The sequence below is a fragment of the Domibacillus sp. genome (assembly GCF_031181085.1).
Classification (GTDB): Bacteria; Bacillota; Bacilli; order Bacillales; family Domibacillaceae; genus Domibacillus.
This window is the reverse complement of the sequence record NZ_JAPSLE010000001.1, coordinates 231,471-250,495: the sequence shown is the minus strand read 5'-3', so window position 1 is coordinate 250,495 and position 19,025 is coordinate 231,471. Positions and strand designations below refer to the sequence as shown.

Below are 19,025 nucleotides of genomic sequence, written 5' to 3'. Positions count from 1 at the left end.
AATAATATTAGATAAGAAAAAGGTGGTTTATAAATGGAACATCGATTGAACACACGTGTGAAAAGCATTGAAATTTCGGGTATCCGCAAGTTTTATAACCTGGTCGGTACTCAGGAAGGAATGATTTCTCTTACGATCGGCCAGCCGGATTTTAACACTCCTGATCATGTAAAAGAAGCCGGTATCCGTGCTATCGCGCAAAACGCGACCGTGTATACGCCAAACAGCGGGCTGCCTGAGCTAAAAGAAGCTGCTGTCCATTTTTATAAGGAAAAGTATGGAGTCTCTTATAGTGCGGACACTGAAGTGATTGTAACCGTTGGCGCAAGCCAGGCGATCGACATTGCACTGCGGGCTGCTCTGGAGCCGGGTGATGAAGTGATTCTTCCAGGTCCTGTTTACCCCGGTTATGAGCCCATTATTCACTTATGCGGTGCCAAGCCGGTGATGGTAAATGTAACCGATAATGATTTTCGCATGACTGCCGATAAAATTGAGCCATACATATCCAAAAAAACAAAAGTGATCGTTCTTCCTTATCCTTCAAATCCGACTGGCGTCAGCTTAACGGAACAGGAGCTTCAAGATATTGCGGCGCTAGCAAAAAGATATGAGCTTTTCGTTTTAGCAGATGAAATTTACAGCGAAATTGTGTATGAACGTCCTCACGTTTCCATTGCGTCCTTTTTGCCGGAACAAACGATTGTCGTAAACGGCTTGTCCAAGTCACATGCAATGACCGGCTGGCGGATTGGGCTCTTATTTGCGCCGCAGTCTATTACACAGCACATTTTAAAAGTCCATCAGTACAACGTCTCCTGCGCTTCTTCTGTTTCACAAAAAGCAGCGGTTGCCGCCCTGACCGACGGCATGGATGATGCGCTGCCAATGCGCAGCGAATACCAGAAGCGGCGTGATTTCACCTTTGAGAAACTGCAGGAGCTCGGACTAGAGACGGTCAAACCGGATGGTGCCTTTTACTTTTTTGTAAAGATACCTACAGCTTATATCGGCTCTTCTTTTGATTTTTGTTTAACTTTAGCTCAAAAATATAAAGTAGCAGTTGTGCCTGGCAGTGCTTTTTCTGATACAGGGGAAGGCTGGTTCCGTTTGTCTTATGCATGCAGTGTTGAGGAAATTGAAGAAGGGCTGCGTCGGATCGAGCAATTTTTAAGAACACTTTAATGAATAAAGCAGAAGCTGCGATGCAGCCTCTGCTTTTTTTCATAAAAAAAGGCCCGGACAGCGATCGCCCGGGCAAAAAGTGAGAGAAATGGAGAATGAAAAACTGGTTACGTTTATATCATTCCCGTTTTTTCTACTTTTACACCTTTTTTATGAATTTTTTTTGATGGATTGAACAAGTTCTACAACTTCTTCGGCTGTTGACATTTCAATTGCTTTTGCTGCCAGCTCTTCCATGTCTGCTTTTGACAAATGTTTCATTTGCGCACGTGCTTTTAGGATAGATGTGGCACTCATTGAGAATTCATCAAGGCCTAGACCTAAAAGTAATGGAATCGCTGTTTCATCTCCGGCCATTTCACCGCACATGCCGGCCCATTTGCCTTCTTTGTGCGCCGCTTCAATAACCATTTTAACAAGACGCAGGATAGACGGATTGTACGGCTGGTACAAGTAAGATACACGTTCGTTCATACGGTCTGCCGCCATTGTGTATTGAATCAAGTCGTTTGTGCCGATTGAGAAAAAGTCTACTTCTTTTGCAAACAAATCAGCAATAACAGCTGTTGATGGAATTTCCACCATGATGCCAAGCTCGATGTGTTCTGCAACGTTTACACCTTCTGCTTCAAGTTTTGCACGCTCTTCTAAAAGAACGGCTTTTGCCTGGCGGAATTCATTTACGGTCGCAATCATCGGGAACATGATTTTCAAGTTTCCGTAAATGCTCGCACGAAGCAGGGCACGAAGCTGCGTACGGAAAATATCCTGCTCTTCTAAGCAAAGACGAATCGCACGGAAACCAAGGAATGGGTTCATTTCATGCGGCAGGTTCAAGTATGGAAGCTCTTTATCACCGCCGATATCCAATGTGCGAACAACGACCGGTTTGCCTTCCATGCCTTCTAAAACAGCTTTGTAAGATTCAAATTGCTCTTCTTCTGTAGGCAGGTTATCGCGGCCCATGTATAAAAATTCTGTACGGTACAAGCCAACGCCTTCTCCGCCGTTTGCTTTTACCCCTTCAAGGTCTGCAGGCGTCCCAATGTTAGCAGCAAGCTCAACGTGGCGGCCGTCCGCTGTAACCGTTTGTTCGTTTACAAGCTTCGCCCATTCCGCTTTTTGCTGCGCGTATGCTTCTGCACGTTTTTTGTATTCTGCTGCTACTTCTTCTGTCGGGTTAATGTGTACTTCCCCTTGAAGACCGTCAATGATAATCATATCACCGTTTTGAATATCTGTTGTTGCATTTTTCGTTCCAACAACTGCTGGAATTTCCAATGAACGTGCCATGATCGCAGAGTGCGACGTACGGCCGCCGATATCTGTTGTAAATCCTTTAACGAATTCACGGTTCAGCTGAGCGGTCATAGAAGGTGTTAGATCTTCTGCAACGACAACGACTTCCTCTGCAATCAAAGCAGGTGCTGGAAGATCTACACCAAGAAGCGCTGCTAATACACGTTTTGTTACGTCTTTAATATCTGCTGCGCGCTCTTTCATGTATTCATTATCCATCGCTTCAAACATGCCGATAAACATGTTTGCTGTTTCTTGAAGCGCGTATTCTGCATTCACAGACTCTGATTTAATTTTGTCTTCAATCGGTCCAGTAAGTTCTGGATCGTTTAACACAAGCAGGTGAGCTTCAAAAATAGCGGCTTTATCGTCTCCTAGATCCTTGCGTGCTTTTTCTTTGATTACTTCAAGTTCCGCTTCTGATTTTTTCAACGCTGCGCGGAAACGTTCCGCTTCAGCTGGAGCATCTGCTACATCCTTTTTCTCAACTGTTAAGTCTGGTTCCATTAAGCGGTAAGCTTTTGCAAATGAAATTCCGTCTGATGCGCCAATTCCTTTTAATATCGCTGCCATTATTAGTTTGCCAGCCCTTCGTTTTGGAGTAGTGTTTCAATCGCTTGGAGTGCAGATTCTTCATCACTGCCTTCTGCTGAAATCGTAATTTCAGCACCTTTGCCGATTCCAAGTGACATTACACCCATGATGGATTTTAAGTTCACTGTTTTACCGTTAAATTCAAGATTTATATCGCTTGAGTGTTTGCTTGCTGTTTGAACAAGCAATGTTGCAGGACGTGCATGAATGCCTGTGTCTGCTGTTACTGTAAAAGTTTTTTTCGACATGGATCGTCTCTCCTTCATACATTTTTCTTCATAGAGAATAGCATTAAATTTCATTTCTCTCAACGATCGAGTTTTTTCAAGTTGCTGCTTCTCCCTTTATCTTTTAAAATAGACAAATATAGACAAGCGTAAGGAGTTTTTAGCATGTATTATAAAAGACAGGAAGCGTTTCGTTATGCTTTTTCCGAATCAATTCCAGCGGTTTGCGAGGTATTCGAGTCCACCGGTCCAGATGAAAGAAAAAAAGTTCAATCGTTTGATGCTTTTATCCTCGATATCAGCCCCAGTGGATTAAAAGCGGCTTCAAAAGAGGCTCTTGACCCAGCCGTCGATCCGATTCTCGTTTTTACTTTTCAGCTGGCTGGTACGCTTATTTCTTTTCCAGGAAAAATGATTCGGCAGCGACAAGCCGGCAGCGTATATCACTACGGTGTTCAAAGCGATGGAAACGAAGCATTAAAAAACCAGATTATTGACTCGCTTAAAAGGTACGCGAAAGAGCAATTGAAAAAGTCGAAACGTTAATGAACATAAATCATTTTGCGCGTCATTCCACCGTCAATAACCAAATTTTCTCCGGTTATAAAAGTATTTTCCGGGTCGGTAAGATATAAACAGGCTTTGGCTACATCCTCCGGCCTGCCGACCCGGCCTGCTGGATGCTGGGCATGATCTTCCGGCCGCAGCTTCGTGTAGTCACCCGTTTCAATCCAGCCGGGACTGATACTGTTTACCCGTATTCCCTTCTCACCTAATGTCACGGAAAGCGCATGAGTCAACGAATAAATGGCTCCTTTTGACGCTGCATACAATTCTGTATGAGGCTCTGACATACTTTGCCGAGTTGAGCACATATTTACGATGGCGCTGCCGCTTTTCATATAACGGGCGGCTTCGCGGGAACAAAACAGGACGCTGGCTGCATTGGTGGTCATTATTTTGTCCCAGTCTGTTTTCTTTATGTCCCAGATAGAGCCAAAAGAAGAAACTCCTGCATTGTTAATTAAGATGTCGATGCCGCCGTATTCCTGGTTAATCTGCGCAAACAACTCTGCCATTTTGTCTGTATTTCCTACATCCGCACAATAAAACGCCGCGTTATAACCGGATTGCTTCCATTCCTGAACAACTGTCCGGCCTTCCTCTTTCATATCTACAATAATTGTGTTGGCACCTTTTGCGGCGAAAGCATAGGCTGTTGCTCTGCCAATCCCATTCGCCCCGCCTGTTACGATGACGGCTTTGTTCTTGAACATGCTTCCACTCCTTTAGCTTCGAGGTGCTTCCATATATTCATATTCAGTGTGGCCACCGTGTTTGGCAATGCCTCGGAAATGTTTAAAGTCAGCCTGTTGAATAAGCACCTGCCGAAACGAAAGAAAATCATTTCGTTCAATGTGTACACGTGCAACAGTTCCATTGCGAAGGCTTTCAATATATCCCGCAGCTTCTTCTGCAGTCACGCTCCTCACCTCCTATTAAAATAGTCAAAAAATTAACACAACACCGTGTAAAATCCTTTACTATTTTCAAAAAATAAGGCAAAATTTATTTTAATACCTTTCGCTAACGTTTTCATTATAAAAGAAAACGAGAGAAAATGGTATCGTCAATTGTCGAAAAGGAGCGAAACAGATGACTAAAGCAGAAGTCGGCAACATTATTGAATTTAAAGACGGCCTACGCGGGATCGTCGAAAAAGTAAATGAAAACTCCGTCATTGTTGATTTGACAATAATGGAAGATTTCGACGAGCGCGAATTAGAAGAAAAAACAGTCGTTAACCATAAAAATTATATCATCGTCCATGCATGAAAAAAAGAGCGGATTCTAGAATCCGCTCTTTTGTTTATTTACACTGACTGAATCGTAATTTGATCGTTTTTAACTACTGCTTTTAAATGCGAAGCATCTGGATAATCGATCATAAAATCAGCGATTGCATCTTCAATATGCTCCTGAATTGCCCGGCGAAGCGGCCGTGCCCCGAATTGAGGATTGAAACCAATCTCAGCCAGCTTTTCTTTTACTGCTGCATTCACATCAATTTTCATTTGCTGCTCCGCAAGCATATCATTCAAGTCGCCGAGCATCAAATCAACAATCTGGATAAGCTCCTCTTTGCCAAGCGCTTCAAACTCGATAATCGCGTCGAAACGGTTTAGAAATTCCGGCTTGAAGAAATCAGACAATGAGTCAAGAACAGAATCATCGGATTTTTGAGCCTGCTTGTCAAAGCCGACTGTTATATTTTTTCTGCCGACACCAGCGTTGCTTGTCATAATAATAATGCACTCTTTGAAACTTACCGTCCGTCCCTGACTGTCTGTTAATCTGCCATCTTCCATTATTTGCAGGAACATATGCTGAACATCAGGGTGTGCTTTTTCAATTTCATCAAGCAAAATAATGCTGTATGGATTACGGCGCACTTTTTCTGTTAACTGACCTGCTTCTTCAAATCCCACATATCCCGGAGGAGAACCAATCAGTTTAGACACACTGTGTTTCTCCATAAACTCACTCATGTCCAGGCGAATAAGGGATTCTTTAGAGCCGAATAACTCTTCTGCCAATGTTTTTGTTAATTCTGTTTTACCAACCCCTGTCGGTCCGACAAACAGGAATGAACCAATTGGGCGGTTTTTCGCTTTTAAGCCCGCACGGCTGCGACGGATCGCTTTCGCCACTTTTTGAACGGCTCTTTTTTGCCCAATTACCTTACCGGCAAGATTTTCTTCAAGATGTTTGATTTGAAGCTGTTCATCTTGATGAAGCTTTCCAACCGGAATGCCTGTTTTGCTTGCAATTAATGATTGAATCACTTCTGCTGTGACGATTGGTGCCTCAGCCGCTGTACCGCCTTGAGCCAGTTTTTGTTCCAGCGCAGCTTCTTCGTCACGCCATTTTGCTGCTTCTTCATATGCTTCCTTCTGCAAGGCTTCTTCTTTACGCTTTGCTGCCTCGGAAAGCTGTTCTTGTATAGAAGCTGTATCAGACGGGTCAATGGTCAAGTTTAACTTAGAACCTGCTTCGTCAAGAAGGTCAATTGCTTTGTCCGGCAGGAACCGGTCCTGGATATAACGGTGTGACAGAGCGGCACACGCTTGAATCGCTTCTTCAGTGTAAGTAACCTGGTGGAAGTCTTCATAATGCTTCTGCAGACCTTTTAAAATATGAATCGTTTCCTCTACGTTTGGTTCCGCAACTTGCACCGGCTGAAAGCGTCGTTCAAGCGCTGCATCTTTTTCGATTTGACGGTATTCTTTTAATGTTGTTGCACCAATCAATTGCATTTCACCGCGGGCAAGAGCCGGTTTTAAAATATTGCCGGCATCCATAGAGCCTTCTGCTGACCCCGCTCCAACCAGCTGATGAATTTCATCAATAAAAAGAAGAATATTTTTTCGCGTTTTTACTTCTTCAATGACTTGTTTCATACGCTCTTCAAATTGCCCGCGCACACCTGTACCGGCAACAAGGGAAGCAACATCCAGCACATATACTTCTTTGCCTGTCAGTTTCGCCGGCACTCGTCCTTCTGCAATGTAAAGAGCAAGTCCTTCTGCAATCGCCGTTTTACCAACACCAGGCTCCCCAATCAGAACAGGGTTGTTTTTATTTCTTCTGTTTAAAATTTCAATCACACGCGCAACTTCTTTGTCGCGGCCGATCACCGGGTCAATTAATCCGGTTTTGGCAAGTGAGGACAGATTGCGTCCGAATTGATCGAGAATCCCTCCGCGTCCCGCTCCAGCTGGCGGTACTTGCTGCTTCATTGCCTGCTGCGGATTTTGTGATTGCATTCCTTTCATAAACTCATCAAATGGAAAACCGAATGATCCAAAATTCATGTTCATTCCTCCCATAGTTTGTTTTTCTTTTTGAAAGCATGCATCGCATAAATGATACTGTGCTGATTGACCATTGACACGGACATTCATTTGCACATTCGCGCGATGCTGCTGGCATTTTTGACATTTCATCCACGTCATCCCCTTTGTTTTGACTTTGACTATATTTGACTATATCTTTATTATAATTTGACCTTTTTTGACTTTCAACTTTTCTGCTCACCCTAAATGGAAATGGCTGCAACAAAAGAAAAGTTCAACTTACATAGAAGAAATGGATTCTTGTATTGCTTTTGCCCTACATTGCAAGTTCGTTTGAAAGTTTCGTTGTTCTTAATTTTGACCATCTTTGACTATAACTCTATTATAAACTTACCTTTTTGACTTTCAACTTTTCTGCTCAATATGATGTGCCTCAGCAAAACAGCACGAGCAGGCATAAGGAGAACAAAAGCAAGTTCAGCTTCCCCAAGAGAAAACTGCTTTCTCTGGTTTTTGACTGTCCTGCAAATTGATCTAAAAAGTTTCGCGAGTAATTATTATGTTTAACTTTGACCATCTCTGACCATGTACTTATTATACTTTGACCTTTTTTGACTTTCAAGCACTTTTTCAAAAAAAATAAAGCGCCAAAAAGGCACTTTATGCAAGCGGCAAAAAAACAACAAAAAGCAAATCAAAGATTAAGTGAGAAATAATCAGCATTGGTATGCTTTTGCGCCATATATATAAGCTTCCCCAAAACAAGCCGCCACAAAGAGCTGCCACCATCCAAAGCCATTCACCGGAAAAAACAAAAACAGAAGCGTAAAACAGTGCCGCTGTCACCATAGCTGCCCACTTGTTCATATAGCGGCCGAGGCGTTTTTGGATAAATCCCCGGAAAAACAATTCTTCTCCAGGAATGATAATCAGCACAAGAACGATATAATGCCAAACAAATACGGGGCTGAATAAAGCATAGATAGAAGAAACATGCTCCTCTGCCGATACAGGCATCAGCTTCAGCAGTGCATATCCAGCCGCAAAGAGTGCGTATAAAACAACCCCAGACAAGATACCGTATAGCATAAACCGGTTTGTATTCTGCTGGTCATCTATGGGCTCGCTTATAATTGAAATACTAATAAAAAACAAAGTAGCTGCTGTGTAAATATACCAAAAAATATCTTTATCCAAGAAAGTTACATATAAGAGAATGTATGCCGCTGCCACTCCAAGAATAAAGCGCCAGTCTTTCCATAGTGCCATTCATAAAGCTCCTTTCCTTAATCCGAGTTATTTTACCATATAAAACTCAGATTCGGCAAAAGCGTTACGACAAGTTTTTAATAGACAGCCCTAGTTTTCTTAAAATAGCCGTTGCCTGTTCGACTTCTTCTTCCGACAACACACTTACCAGATCATGAATGTTTTGCTCATGCACTGGAAAAATGTGCTCAATCAGTTCTGTTCCTGCTTCCGTGACAGCGGCATGGGTAATGCGCCGGTCGTGTGGGCAGGCTACCCGTTTTAGCAGCTGCTTTTTCTCAAGCTTATCTACAACGTATGTAATACTGCCGCTTGCAAGCAGGATTTTCCCGCCGATCTGCTGAAGCGGCTGAGGCCCTTTATGATACAACAGTTCCAGTACGGCAAATTCTGTCGGATTAAGACCGGACTTTTGAATAAACCCATTAACCTGCTCGTTTACCACTTTATATGCGCGCGATAGCACAATAAATAATTTTAACGATTTTTCACTTTCTTTCATTATTATTCCCCTGCCTGTCTATTCATTTCTTCATTTATACGTTACACATTTTTGCTTCCTTTTGGAAGCAGGAAGCTGCGATTTTCCGTAATTTCCACAGCGGTTTTTGTCGATTTCCTTTCTCGGTCGTGTATAATAACGTCATGTGTTTACTCTATTAAACAGGTGATCTTATTGAAAAAACGTGATAATTATTTTGACAACGTTCGGTTTTTTCTTATTTTTTTGGTGGTATTTGGCCATCTTCTTCGTCCATATATTCACACCAGTCCGTTTCTTTATACTCTTTATATGGTAATCTATTCTTTTCATATGCCAGCTTTTATTTTGATTTCCGGCTTTTTCGCCAAAAACATAAAGCGGCCGGGCTATATTAAAAAAGCGGCCGAAAAGCTGCTGATTCCATTTCTTATTTTTCAATGTGTGTATTCGGTTTTTTATTTTTGGATCGACCATGAAGAAGCCCTTTCTGTAAGATTGCTGATCCCTGAATGGTCGCTTTGGTTTTTAATGAGCTTGTTCCTTTGGCATGTATTGCTTTTAGGCACTGTTAAATGGCTGAAAAACCCGTTCATTGCGCTTATCCTTTCGGTAGCAGCCGGTGTTGGAATCGGCTTGGTTAATGAATCACTAACTGTTTTAAGCATCGGCCGGACTTTTGTGTTTTTCCCATTCTTTTTAGCGGGCTATTATGCAAAAAAAGAATGGTTCCAGCCGTTGTTCCGCATGCGGTCCCGCATTCCGCTGTTTCTTTTTGCGGCCGGGCTGTTTGCATACTGCTATACGCATACAGCGATGCAGATTGAGTGGCTGTTTGGCTCCCAATCGTACGCGGCGCTTGGCGCTGACGGAACAGATGGTTTGCTTTTACGATTGTTTGTTTATGCTATTAATATCGTCATGATTGCTTTTTTTCTTTCCGTTGTGCCGCATAAAGTCTTTTTCTTTACCACATGGGGACGCAATACATTATACGTATACTTGCTGCATGGTTTTTTTGTTCAGTCGTCACGGCGTGTAGAAACACTGGAACTGCCGCCGTCTCTGCTTGTTTTGCTTGGAACTGCCGCTGTTTTAACATTTGCCCTGGCGTCTCCATGGACAGCCGTCCTGTTCCGCCCATTTTTGGAGCTGAAACGCCCCAGCTTTTTCATTAAAAAGGAGAATAAATCGTGAATATTACTGTTTGCACATTAAATGCAAAATATATCCATACTAATTTAGCGATCCGTTACTTGAAATCTTACTGTGAGGATGCCTATAATATCCGGCTGGCCGAGTATACGATCAAAGATCCTGCCATGAATATTGTATCCGACTTGTACAGCCACAAACCAGATGTGATCGGCTTCAGCTGCTATATCTGGAATATTGAAGAAACGATCCGCGTAGCCGGCATGATTAAAAAAGTACTGCCCGAGTGTACAATTGTCTTTGGCGGCCCAGAAGTTACTTATGATGTTTCATACTGGCTGGACCGGCTTACAGATGTGGACTTCATCGCGATCGGTGAAGGAGAAAAAACGTTCCGCATGCTGCTCGATCAGCTGTCGGGAGAGCGCGACTTTTCCAAAGTGCCCGGCCTTGCCTACAAAGAAAACGGTAAACAGCGTATTCAGCCTCAAACGAATAAAATCGACCTGCGCGAGCTGCCTTCCCCGTTTCGCTTTGAAGAAGACCTGGATTCACTGTCTAAGCGGATTACCTACATTGAAACGAGCCGCGGCTGTCCATTCCGCTGCCAATTCTGTTTATCGTCTATTGAGACCGGCGTGCGCTATTTTGACCGCGAGAAAATAAAAGACGATATTCGTTTTCTGATGAAAAACGGAGCTAAAACCATTAAATTTGTTGACCGGACATTTAATATCAGCCGAAGCTATGCAATGGAAATGTTTCAGTTTCTCATTGATGAGCATGTGCCCGGCACTGTATTTCAATTCGAGATTACAGGTGACATTATGCGCCCGGAAGTGATTCAATTTTTAAACGAGAACGCCCCGGCCGGTTTGTTTCGTTTTGAAATCGGGGTGCAGTCGACCAATGACGGCGTAAACGAGCTCGTTCAGCGAAAACAAAACTGGGAAAAATTAGTACGTACCGTGACGATGGTAAAGGAAGGCGGTAAAATTGAGCAGCACCTTGATTTGATCGCCGGCCTGCCAGAAGAAAATTACGATTCATTCCGCAATACCTTTAACGACGTCTTTGCCCTTCGGCCGGAAGAGCTGCAGCTTGGCTTCTTAAAGCTGCTTCGCGGCACAGGTCTGCGTCTGAGCGCTCCTCAATACGGCTATCAGTACATGGATCAAGCGCCGTATGAAATGCTGTCAAACCGGGTGCTTCCATTCGATGAAGTCATTCGTATTAAACAAACGGAAGACGTGCTTGAAAAGTACTGGAACGATCATCGGACAGACGAGACGATTGATTATATTACACGCCATCTCGCCAAAACACCGTTTGACTTCTTTCAGGATTTCGGTGCCTTCTGGGAAGCGAACGGCTGGAGCCGTATCGGCCACCAGCTGGAGGATTTATTTAAACGGCTAGATTCGTTTGTGCGGACGGCTTATCCGAATGACGCGGCTCATGTGGAGAGTATTATGAAGTATGATTATTTAGCCAATCAGCGCTTTAAGCCGCGTAAGCCTTGGTGGAATACAGACGAGTCTGCCCAGCGGAAAGCGATCTATCAGCAGCTTGCCGCCCACCCGCTTCTTGCCGGTGAGTCGTTCGCATCTCTTGGACTTCGCGAAAAAGAACTGCATAAGCATACGATCCTAGAGCCCGTTACAATGCAAAAACGAAATGGCGCCTGGGCACAAGAAGACGGCTGGCTGCTTGTTTACTTCCAGCCAAACGGTGCCGGCTCTTCGTCTTACTTTTTTCCATCCCGTTTAACGGCAGCAATTTAAACCAAAAGCGGCAGGCCTTCCCGGCCTGCCGCTTTTTACTTTGGTTCATAAACCCGCTCTTTTGAATAAAATGAAAAAGCCCCATCTCTTTTTCCCATTAAAAACCGGACGATCAGACGGGACAGAAACAAGCTGTACACCACTCCGTTGCCGCCATAGCCAAGCAGGAACAAGCTGTTGGGCACATGACTGTACTGGCCGATGATGGGCTGCCCGTCTTGCGTATGGGTAAACGACCCGCTCTAGCTGTACTCCGCGTGTATCTTTCCTTTTAAAGACGGGAACCATGCCTCAGCTTCTCCAACAAGCTTCTCCATCTTTGCCGGCATTTTTCGGTCACGCTCCCTTCCCTCTGAAGCCGGTTCATCAAGTCCGCCGATTACAATGCGCCGGCCTGCTGTTGTCCAGGCGTAGTAGTAAGGGCAGTTGGATTCCCAAATCATAACGCCATCCTTCCAAAACGATAAATCTCTACTGGATTCGTTATAATCGCATAGCTGCTTTCGACGACTGCGTTTCGGTCCTTTACCGTTTCTTGCGTTTCATACCCTTGGGCAAAAACGGATTTTTTTGCTTTGAGTAAATGGCCGGCCTCTGTTCGCAGAACGACACCGGCTTCATCCGCTTTTTTTAAACTTACTTCTGTTGGCTCAAACACACGGACTCCTTCTTCTGCAGCCGGCCGGCTGAAAGGAACCCATTTTTTCATTTCCTCTCTTTCCACATAGTCAACATCAAAACCGGCTTCTTTTAAAGCAGTGTATTCTGTTTGTATTTTGCGGATATCTTCTTCACCGCTCGCGAAAAATAAACTGCTGCGCATGGCCAGGTCCGGATCAATCGGCAGCGACGGGGCGATATCGTTCTCAAGATAGCGGATTGCATTAAAACAGCGCCGATAATGATCAACTGCTGTCTTTTTGCCAAATGAACGGATCGCTTCATGCAGAAGCTGATCGTTGGCAAACTACAGTAAGCCTGTATTCGCGCTCGAGCTTCCCGCGGCCACTGTCCGTTTTTCAACGAGCACGACGTCAAAGCCGCTGTTTCTTAATTCATAAGCGGTACAGGCGCCGGATACACCTACACCGATAATCACGACATCGCACTTTATATCCTCTTTTACAGATGGATAAGCCGGCGCTTCTTTCAATGTCTCCTGCCAGTACACACTTCCTGATTTTAAATCCATAGCTGTATCTCCTTTTTCTTATCCGTCTCTATCTATACGCTTAAAGCATAGTTTTCACATAAAAAAACACATCGAATTGTGATATTCGATGTGTTTTAAAGTTTTTTTCTTTAAGCGCTGGCGTTTTCACTGCTTTGTTCAGGCCCTTTCGCGCGGGCAACTAAATAACCGCCGGCAACAATCGCAAGGAGAATACCCCAGAAAACGAACTTCCACGGTTTTGATTCAGGAAAATGCTCATCCAGCACTGCCAGGGATGGGTGAGACAATGTAAAGACTGCCAGTTTCACGCCAACCCAGCCGACAATTAAAAATGCGGCTGTTTCGAGTGTTGGATATTTTTGAAGAAGACGGACAAACCAGGTAGCCGCAAAACGCATAATGATCACACCGATAAATCCACCAAGGAACATCACCAAAAACTGCCCGGAATCAATGCCGCCAATCTGGCCCCAGCCTGTTTCCGGAAGTGTAACGGCTAATGCTACCGCCGCGAGCATCGAATCAATGGCAAATGCAATATCCGCCACTTCTACTTTTAACACCGTCATCCAAAAAGAAGAGCCGCGCAAATCCTTTTCGAGTCCATGCCCTTCGATCTTTTTGTCTTCTTTCCACTTTTTGTACAAATGACTGACGCAGATAAAGAACAAGTAAAGAGCGCCAATCGCCTGTACCTGCCATACTTTGACGAGGAACGAAATAAGGAACAGTGCCGCAATGCGAAAAACAAGAGCCCCCATCAATCCGTAAAACAGCGCTTTTTTCTGTTGCTCCTTCGGCAGGTGCTTAACCATAACGGCCATGACGACTGCATTATCCGCTGCCAAGATCCCTTCCAAAATAATGAGGACACCGAGCACCCATGCGTATTCTAGTAACAAAGCTGCATCCATTTTACCCATCTCCTTCCAATAATGGTTTAAAACAGGCATGAAGAAAACAAAAAAAGCGAGACCTTTGTCTGTAATAGATTACAGACAAAGGTCTCGCTAAGCATGTGTGGTCTTCCTTCATGCCAGCAGCGCCGATGGATATAGATCAAATCCATGAAGTGACGACACTGCTTTAGGTTTGCACCTAACGCTACTCCCCTTCGACTATTCGTCAAAGAAATTTATTTTTCACAATATTAGTATATTCAATTCTTTTTAGTTTGTAAACTTTTTTCTCTTTTTGTCCCCCGATCAAAAAAACTAAACACAACCGGAATAACAAAAAGCGTTAAAAACGTACTGGAAACCAAACCACCGATCACAACGATCCCCATCGGCTGGTTGATTTCCGTCCCGTCACCAATTCCTGATGCAAGCGGAATGAGCCCGAGAATGGTTGTCAGAGCTGTCATTAATATTGGGCGAGCCCTGTCTTTAACAGACTGGACAATGGCTTCTGTGCCAGAATATCCTTCTTCTTTTCGCTGTAAAATATAATCAACAATTACAATGGCATTGTTGACGACGATACCGACCAAAATTAAAATACCAATTACAGCAGGGATACTAAGTGGCAATTTTGCCATAATAAGCGACAACGCTACTCCAATAATCATTAATGGTACTGTAAACATGATCACAAACGGATATTTAAATGATTCATACTGGGCAGCCATAACAATGTAAATAAGTACGATGGCCAGCACCATTGCCATAATCATATCATCCTTAGAATTATCCAAAAGCTCTTGGTCTCCGCTGTATGAAACAACGGTTTGATCCGATAAGTGCAGGCCGGCAATTTTCTCATCTACAGCCGAAGAAATGTCTCCCAGATTTTGAGATGCTGCGTAAGTAACCGTAAATTGAACGGCATCCTGTCCATCAATATGTCGAATATTAACAGGTCCTTTTGTTACTTCAATATCTGCTAATGCTTCAAGAGCCAAAAAGTTGCCGGCTGGTGTTTTAACAAGCATTTTCTTTAATTTTTCCAAATTTGCTGTTACATCTTTATCGTACCGGACGTAAACCGCTTTTACTTCCGAGGATTCTTCTTCGATAATCTGTGTGGCAAACACGCCGCGTGTTGCGTCATTAACGAGCTGCGCTACTTGAGCAGGCGCAAACCCAGCTGCTTGGGCTTTTTCACGGTTGACCGTTATTTGTATTTCGCGAACCGTTTCATCCAGATCTGTTCGTACATCTGTTACACCGTCAATTGCTGCTACTTCCGACTGAAGCTTTTCAACTACACGATCAAGACGGGTTTTATCACTGTCCCGTACGCTAAAAGACAACGTTTGCGGAGTAGTTCCAGATGCAGATTGAAGATTAAACCTTACATCCGCTGTTTTATTTACTTCTTTTGCAGCTCTCTCTGCAGCTGGCTTCACATGATCTACAAAGTCAAAAATAGACCGGTTCCGATCTTCTTTCATTTTCACATACAGTTCGGCTTCATTTGCACTGTCTCCTCCACGAAATGATCCTTCCTGCGTCGATCCAATTAAACTCACGTATACCTGTGTATCCTGCTCACCGGCCAGCACTTTTTCAACAGCTCTAACCACGCGGTTTGTTTCCTCAAGGGAAGTTCCATTTTCCGTCTCTACCCGAACCGTTACAAACCCTTCATCGGTTGGAGGTAAAAACTGAGTTCCCACTTTCGTTAACCCGAACACACCTCCAGCAAGCAATGTCAGTGCTGTACCAAGGACAATCAGCCGATGTGCGAGTGACCATCTCACAGCTCTCTCAAATAACATCAGCCGGCGTGACTGTTGGCGCTTCATTTCCAAATCGGCGGGTACTGTTTTTAAAAAGCGGCTGGCCAGCATCGGTATCACGGTTAAAGCAACGAAAAGTGAAGCCAGCAAGCTGAAGGAAATGGTTAAAGCGAATTCTTTGAAAATCTGACCGAGAATCCCTGAGATAAACACAACAGGCAGAAAAACAGCAACGGTCGTTAAAGTAGAAGCTGTAATCGCCGCACCGACTTCTTTAGCGCCGTCATAAGCAGCTGTTTTTGAATCCTTCCCCATTGACAGGTGCCGGTAAATGTTTTCAATGACTACGATGGCATTATCAACGAGCATTCCGATCCCGAGGGCAAGAGCGCCCAGAGTCATAATATTCAAATTGAACCCAGCCAAAAACATGAGTACAAACGTAATAATAACGGAATAAGGAATGGCTACTCCAATAATAAGCGGGCTTCTGATGTTTTGTAAAAAGAAGAAAAGAACCGCCATGGCCAGCACCCCGCCAACAACAAGAGAATTGGCGATGTTTCCGATTGCCAGCCGGATATAATCTCCCTGGTCTGTTAAAATATCGGCTTGAACGGATTTGTATTCGCCTTTTTCCAGAAGCTCATCCAGCTTTTCCTGGAACCTCTTTGATACTTCTGCTGTATTTGCATTTGATTCCTGAAGAACACTTAATAAAACAGCCGGCTGCTTGTTCGCTCGTGTAATGGAATTTTCATTCAATGGTTTTTTTTGAACAACGGCCACATCGGCTATACTTATTTCTTCTCCAGTAAGCGGGTTAATCGAAATGATTAAATTTTCAATGTCTGCCAGTGATGTTAACTGACTGATAACACGCGTAGTCAGCGTCTTCCCTTCTGTTTCCACTGTGCTGCCCGGAAGTGATACGTTATTGGCACCGATTACTTGAACAACGTCAGATTGTCCCAGCCCATACTCCTCTAATTTTTCTTCATCAAGCTCTACAATAACTTCGTCGGCTGTTGTTCCTGTAACCGATACATTCGCCACGCCTTCTACGGAAGACAAATTCGTTTGCAGCGCTTCTGCCAAACGTTCAAGGTCTTCTTCTGCTCCTGCCTGAAGGGACAGCTGAATAATAGGAAACTGTGATGGATCAAATTTTAACAACTGGGGTTCCCCTGCACCGTCCGGCATAGGTGTCTGCCCAATCCGCTGCAGTATATCGTTCTGAACATCATCGATACTTGTGCTCCAGGAAAATTCAAGCAAAATAAAGTTGGATCCTTCCTGGGAGGTCGATGAGATATTTTCTATGCCTGGAAGAGTGGCCAGATTTGTTTCAAGCGGCTTGGTTACTTTTTCCGACACTTCCTTCGGACCAGCCCCTTCATAATTAGTCACCACCACCGCAATCGGCGGATTTAAATCCGGAATTAATTTTAACGGAATCCGGGTTAAGGAAACGATTCCGAGAATAATGACTAAAAACATAATGACCGTCGTAAACACGGGCCGGTCAATCGAAAATCGGCTTAACTTCAACCTGCTTCCTCCTTCTTTCTTGACTGATTCTTCTTTAACTATACCGAATGATCGGCCCGCTGACCAAATTGAACACTTTTATGGCCAAAAGAAAAGAAGCCTTGTAACAAGGCTTCTTTAAAAAGAGATTATCCAATTAAGTTATATAAGCGGATATTTGGATGCTTATCCTGGAACCAGCGGAGCGCAAAGTCATTTTCAAACAGGAAAACAAGCTTGCCATGACGATCGCGCACAAGCGTGCTGCGCGAAGACGACATTGCATCGGTAATATCCTCTTCGTTTTCAATCCAGCGGGCAATTTTTTGGCCAATTGGCTCCATACGCACTTCTGAATTGTATTCACCGCTCATCCGGTGCTCAAATACTTCAAATTGAAGCTGCCCGACAGCCCCGAGAATATACTCTTCTGTCCGGACCGTTTTATACATTTGAATAGCGCCTTCCTGTACAAGCTGCTCGATTCCTTTGTGGAAGCTTTTTTGCTTCATCACGTTTTTCGCTGCCACTTTTACAAACAGCTCCGGAGTAAACTGAGGCAGCTTTTCAAATTGGAAAATAGGCTTGCCGCCTGTAAGGGTATCGCCAATTTGGTACGTTCCTGTATCGTATAGTCCGATAATGTCCCCACTAACCGCTTCATTGACCGTACTACGGTCGTCCGCTAAAAATTGTGTGGATTGGGACACCTTTGTTGTTTTTCCTGTCCGGGCGAGTGTAAGCGCCATACCGCGCTCAAACTTGCCGGAGCAAATACGCAGAAAAGCAATCCGGTCACGGTGAGCGGGGTTCATATTTGCCTGGATTTTAAAAATAAAGCCGGAAAACTGTTCGTTCAGCGGATCAACTTCTCCTGCGTCAGCATTGCGCGGCTGTGGCGGCGGCGCAAACTGCAGGTACGTTTCTAAAAATGTCTGTACGCCGAAGTTTGTCAGTGCGCTGCCGAAGAAGACAGGTGATAATTCACCTGAATTAATTTTTTCCCGAGAAAACTCATTGCCTGCTTCTTCTAGCAGTAAAATATCATCCATCGCTTCTGTGTAAAGAGAAGATTCTTTAATAGGGTGGTCAACCGCAATATGCCCCTCTTTATCAAGCGGCAAAAAACGGTCCGCTTCTTCTGTACGGAATTGTTCAACCCGCTTGTTATAACGGTCGTAAATGCCAAAAAACTCTTTCCCCATGCCAATCGGCCAGTTCATCGGATATGACTGAATGCCGAGCACCTCTTCAAGCTCTTCCAGCAGTTCAAGCGGCATTTTCCCCTGGCGGTCCAGTTTATTAATGAACGTAAAAATCGGAATGCCGCGCATGCGGCATACTTTAAATAATTTGAGTGTCTGGGCTTCAATCCCTTTTGCCGCATCGACAATCATCACGGCACTATCAACCGCCATCAGCGTCCGGTACGTGTCTTCCGAGAAATCCTGGTGACCCGGTGTATCCAAAATGTTTACATTGTACCCTTCATAAGCAAACTGCATAACAGAAGAGGTTACGGAAATCCCCCGCTGCTTTTCGATTTCCATCCAGTCAGATGTAGCAAATTTTCCTGTTTTCTTTCCTTTTACCGTTCCGGCGTCACGGATTGCACCGCCGAATAGAAGCAATTTCTCTGTCATCGTCGTTTTCCCGGCATCCGGGTGAGAGATAATTGCAAAGGTTCGTCTCGATAATACATCTTCTTTAAATGATGCCATTTCTGTTCTTCCTTTCTTTCCTTACACGTTTATATTCTGTTAAATCAGATAAGCTATATAAGTAAG

Annotated in this window: 18 protein-coding genes; 5 read left to right on the top strand and 13 right to left on the bottom strand. The window is 44.1% G+C overall.

Annotated features, from left to right (window positions below):
- The first annotated feature begins 33 nt into the window (after positions 1-33).
- A complete protein-coding gene (locus RIN81_RS01430) occupies positions 34-1,185 on the top strand; it encodes an aminotransferase A (RefSeq protein ID WP_309086970.1) in 1,152 nt (383 codons plus the stop codon).
- A 150-nt stretch (positions 1,186-1,335) separates the two neighbouring features.
- On the opposite strand, the gene ptsP is transcribed toward RIN81_RS01430, so the two are convergent.
- Both ptsP and RIN81_RS01420 read right to left on the bottom strand, forming a co-directional pair.
- On the bottom strand, positions 1,336-3,057 hold the full coding sequence (gene ptsP, locus RIN81_RS01425) for a phosphoenolpyruvate--protein phosphotransferase (protein ID WP_309086969.1): 1,722 nt from the start codon (positions 3,055-3,057) through the stop codon (positions 1,336-1,338).
- Between the two features lie 2 nt (positions 3,058-3,059).
- On the bottom strand, positions 3,060-3,326 hold the full coding sequence (locus RIN81_RS01420; RefSeq protein ID WP_309086968.1) for a phosphocarrier protein HPr: 267 nt from the start codon (positions 3,324-3,326) through the stop codon (positions 3,060-3,062).
- A gap of 144 nt (positions 3,327-3,470) precedes the next feature.
- Here RIN81_RS01420 and RIN81_RS01415 point away from each other — a divergent pair, with 144 nt between their 5' ends.
- Complete coding sequence (locus RIN81_RS01415) at positions 3,471-3,851, top strand: PilZ domain-containing protein (RefSeq protein WP_309086967.1); 381 nt, start codon at positions 3,471-3,473, stop codon at positions 3,849-3,851.
- On the opposite strand, the gene RIN81_RS01410 is transcribed toward RIN81_RS01415, so the two are convergent.
- Together RIN81_RS01410 and RIN81_RS01405 are read right to left on the bottom strand one after the other, a co-directional pair.
- Positions 3,848-4,582, bottom strand: a complete 735-nt coding sequence (locus RIN81_RS01410) for an SDR family NAD(P)-dependent oxidoreductase (RefSeq protein WP_309086966.1) — start codon at positions 4,580-4,582, stop codon at positions 3,848-3,850. The two genes, RIN81_RS01415 and RIN81_RS01410, sit on opposite strands and share 4 nt — an antisense overlap.
- A 12-nt stretch (positions 4,583-4,594) precedes the next feature.
- Positions 4,595-4,789, bottom strand: coding sequence for a hypothetical protein (locus RIN81_RS01405; RefSeq protein WP_309086965.1), 195 nt, complete (start codon positions 4,787-4,789; stop codon positions 4,595-4,597).
- Between the two features lie 172 nt (positions 4,790-4,961).
- Between RIN81_RS01405 and RIN81_RS01400 the strand changes: the two genes are divergently transcribed.
- Positions 4,962-5,141, top strand: coding sequence for a YkvS family protein (locus RIN81_RS01400; protein ID WP_069939554.1), 180 nt, complete (start codon positions 4,962-4,964; stop codon positions 5,139-5,141).
- Between the two features lie 38 nt (positions 5,142-5,179).
- Here RIN81_RS01400 and RIN81_RS01395 read toward each other — a convergent pair whose 3' ends face one another.
- From RIN81_RS01395 to RIN81_RS01385, 3 genes are all read right to left on the bottom strand, one after another.
- Positions 5,180-7,312 (bottom strand): ATP-dependent Clp protease ATP-binding subunit, encoded by a 2,133-nt coding sequence (locus RIN81_RS01395; protein ID WP_309086964.1) that lies wholly within the window; start codon positions 7,310-7,312, stop codon positions 5,180-5,182.
- 510 nt (positions 7,313-7,822) lie between these two features.
- Positions 7,823-8,431, bottom strand: a complete 609-nt coding sequence (locus RIN81_RS01390; RefSeq protein WP_309086963.1) for a CPBP family intramembrane glutamic endopeptidase — start codon at positions 8,429-8,431, stop codon at positions 7,823-7,825.
- 64 nt (positions 8,432-8,495) lie between these two features.
- Positions 8,496-8,933, bottom strand: a complete 438-nt coding sequence (locus tag RIN81_RS01385; protein WP_309086962.1) for a MarR family winged helix-turn-helix transcriptional regulator — start codon at positions 8,931-8,933, stop codon at positions 8,496-8,498.
- 174 nt (positions 8,934-9,107) lie between these two features.
- On the opposite strand from RIN81_RS01385, the gene RIN81_RS01380 reads away from it, so the two are divergent.
- Positions 9,108-10,109 (top strand): acyltransferase family protein, encoded by a 1,002-nt coding sequence (locus RIN81_RS01380; protein ID WP_309086961.1) that lies wholly within the window; start codon positions 9,108-9,110, stop codon positions 10,107-10,109.
- Positions 10,106-11,851 (top strand): B12-binding domain-containing radical SAM protein, encoded by a 1,746-nt coding sequence (locus RIN81_RS01375; protein ID WP_309086960.1) that lies wholly within the window; start codon positions 10,106-10,108, stop codon positions 11,849-11,851. Before RIN81_RS01380 ends, RIN81_RS01375 begins: the two co-directional genes overlap by 4 nt.
- Positions 11,852-12,093: 242 nt before the next feature.
- On the opposite strand, the gene RIN81_RS01370 is transcribed toward RIN81_RS01375, so the two are convergent.
- The 6 genes from RIN81_RS01370 to RIN81_RS01345 form a co-directional block, all read right to left on the bottom strand.
- Entirely contained in the window at positions 12,094-12,294 is a 201-nt protein-coding gene (locus RIN81_RS01370) for a hypothetical protein (RefSeq protein ID WP_309086959.1), read from the bottom strand.
- On the bottom strand, positions 12,291-12,674 hold the full coding sequence (locus tag RIN81_RS01365; RefSeq protein WP_309086958.1) for an FAD-binding oxidoreductase/lyase: 384 nt from the start codon (positions 12,672-12,674) through the stop codon (positions 12,291-12,293). Before RIN81_RS01365 ends, RIN81_RS01370 begins: the two co-directional genes overlap by 4 nt.
- Before the next feature lie 144 nt (positions 12,675-12,818).
- Positions 12,819-13,043 carry an FAD-dependent oxidoreductase gene (locus RIN81_RS01360; protein WP_309086957.1) on the bottom strand — a complete coding sequence of 75 codons (225 nt, stop codon included), beginning with the start codon at positions 13,041-13,043 and terminating at the stop codon, positions 12,819-12,821.
- 110 nt (positions 13,044-13,153) lie between these two features.
- Positions 13,154-13,939 carry a TerC family protein gene (locus tag RIN81_RS01355; protein ID WP_309086956.1) on the bottom strand — a complete coding sequence of 262 codons (786 nt, stop codon included), beginning with the start codon at positions 13,937-13,939 and terminating at the stop codon, positions 13,154-13,156.
- A gap of 245 nt (positions 13,940-14,184) precedes the next feature.
- Positions 14,185-17,259, bottom strand: a complete 3,075-nt coding sequence (locus tag RIN81_RS01350) for an efflux RND transporter permease subunit (RefSeq protein WP_309086955.1) — start codon at positions 17,257-17,259, stop codon at positions 14,185-14,187.
- 128 nt (positions 17,260-17,387) lie between these two features.
- Positions 17,388-18,959 (bottom strand): peptide chain release factor 3, encoded by a 1,572-nt coding sequence (locus tag RIN81_RS01345; RefSeq protein WP_309086954.1) that lies wholly within the window; start codon positions 18,957-18,959, stop codon positions 17,388-17,390.
- Positions 18,960-19,025: the final 66 nt, after the last annotated feature.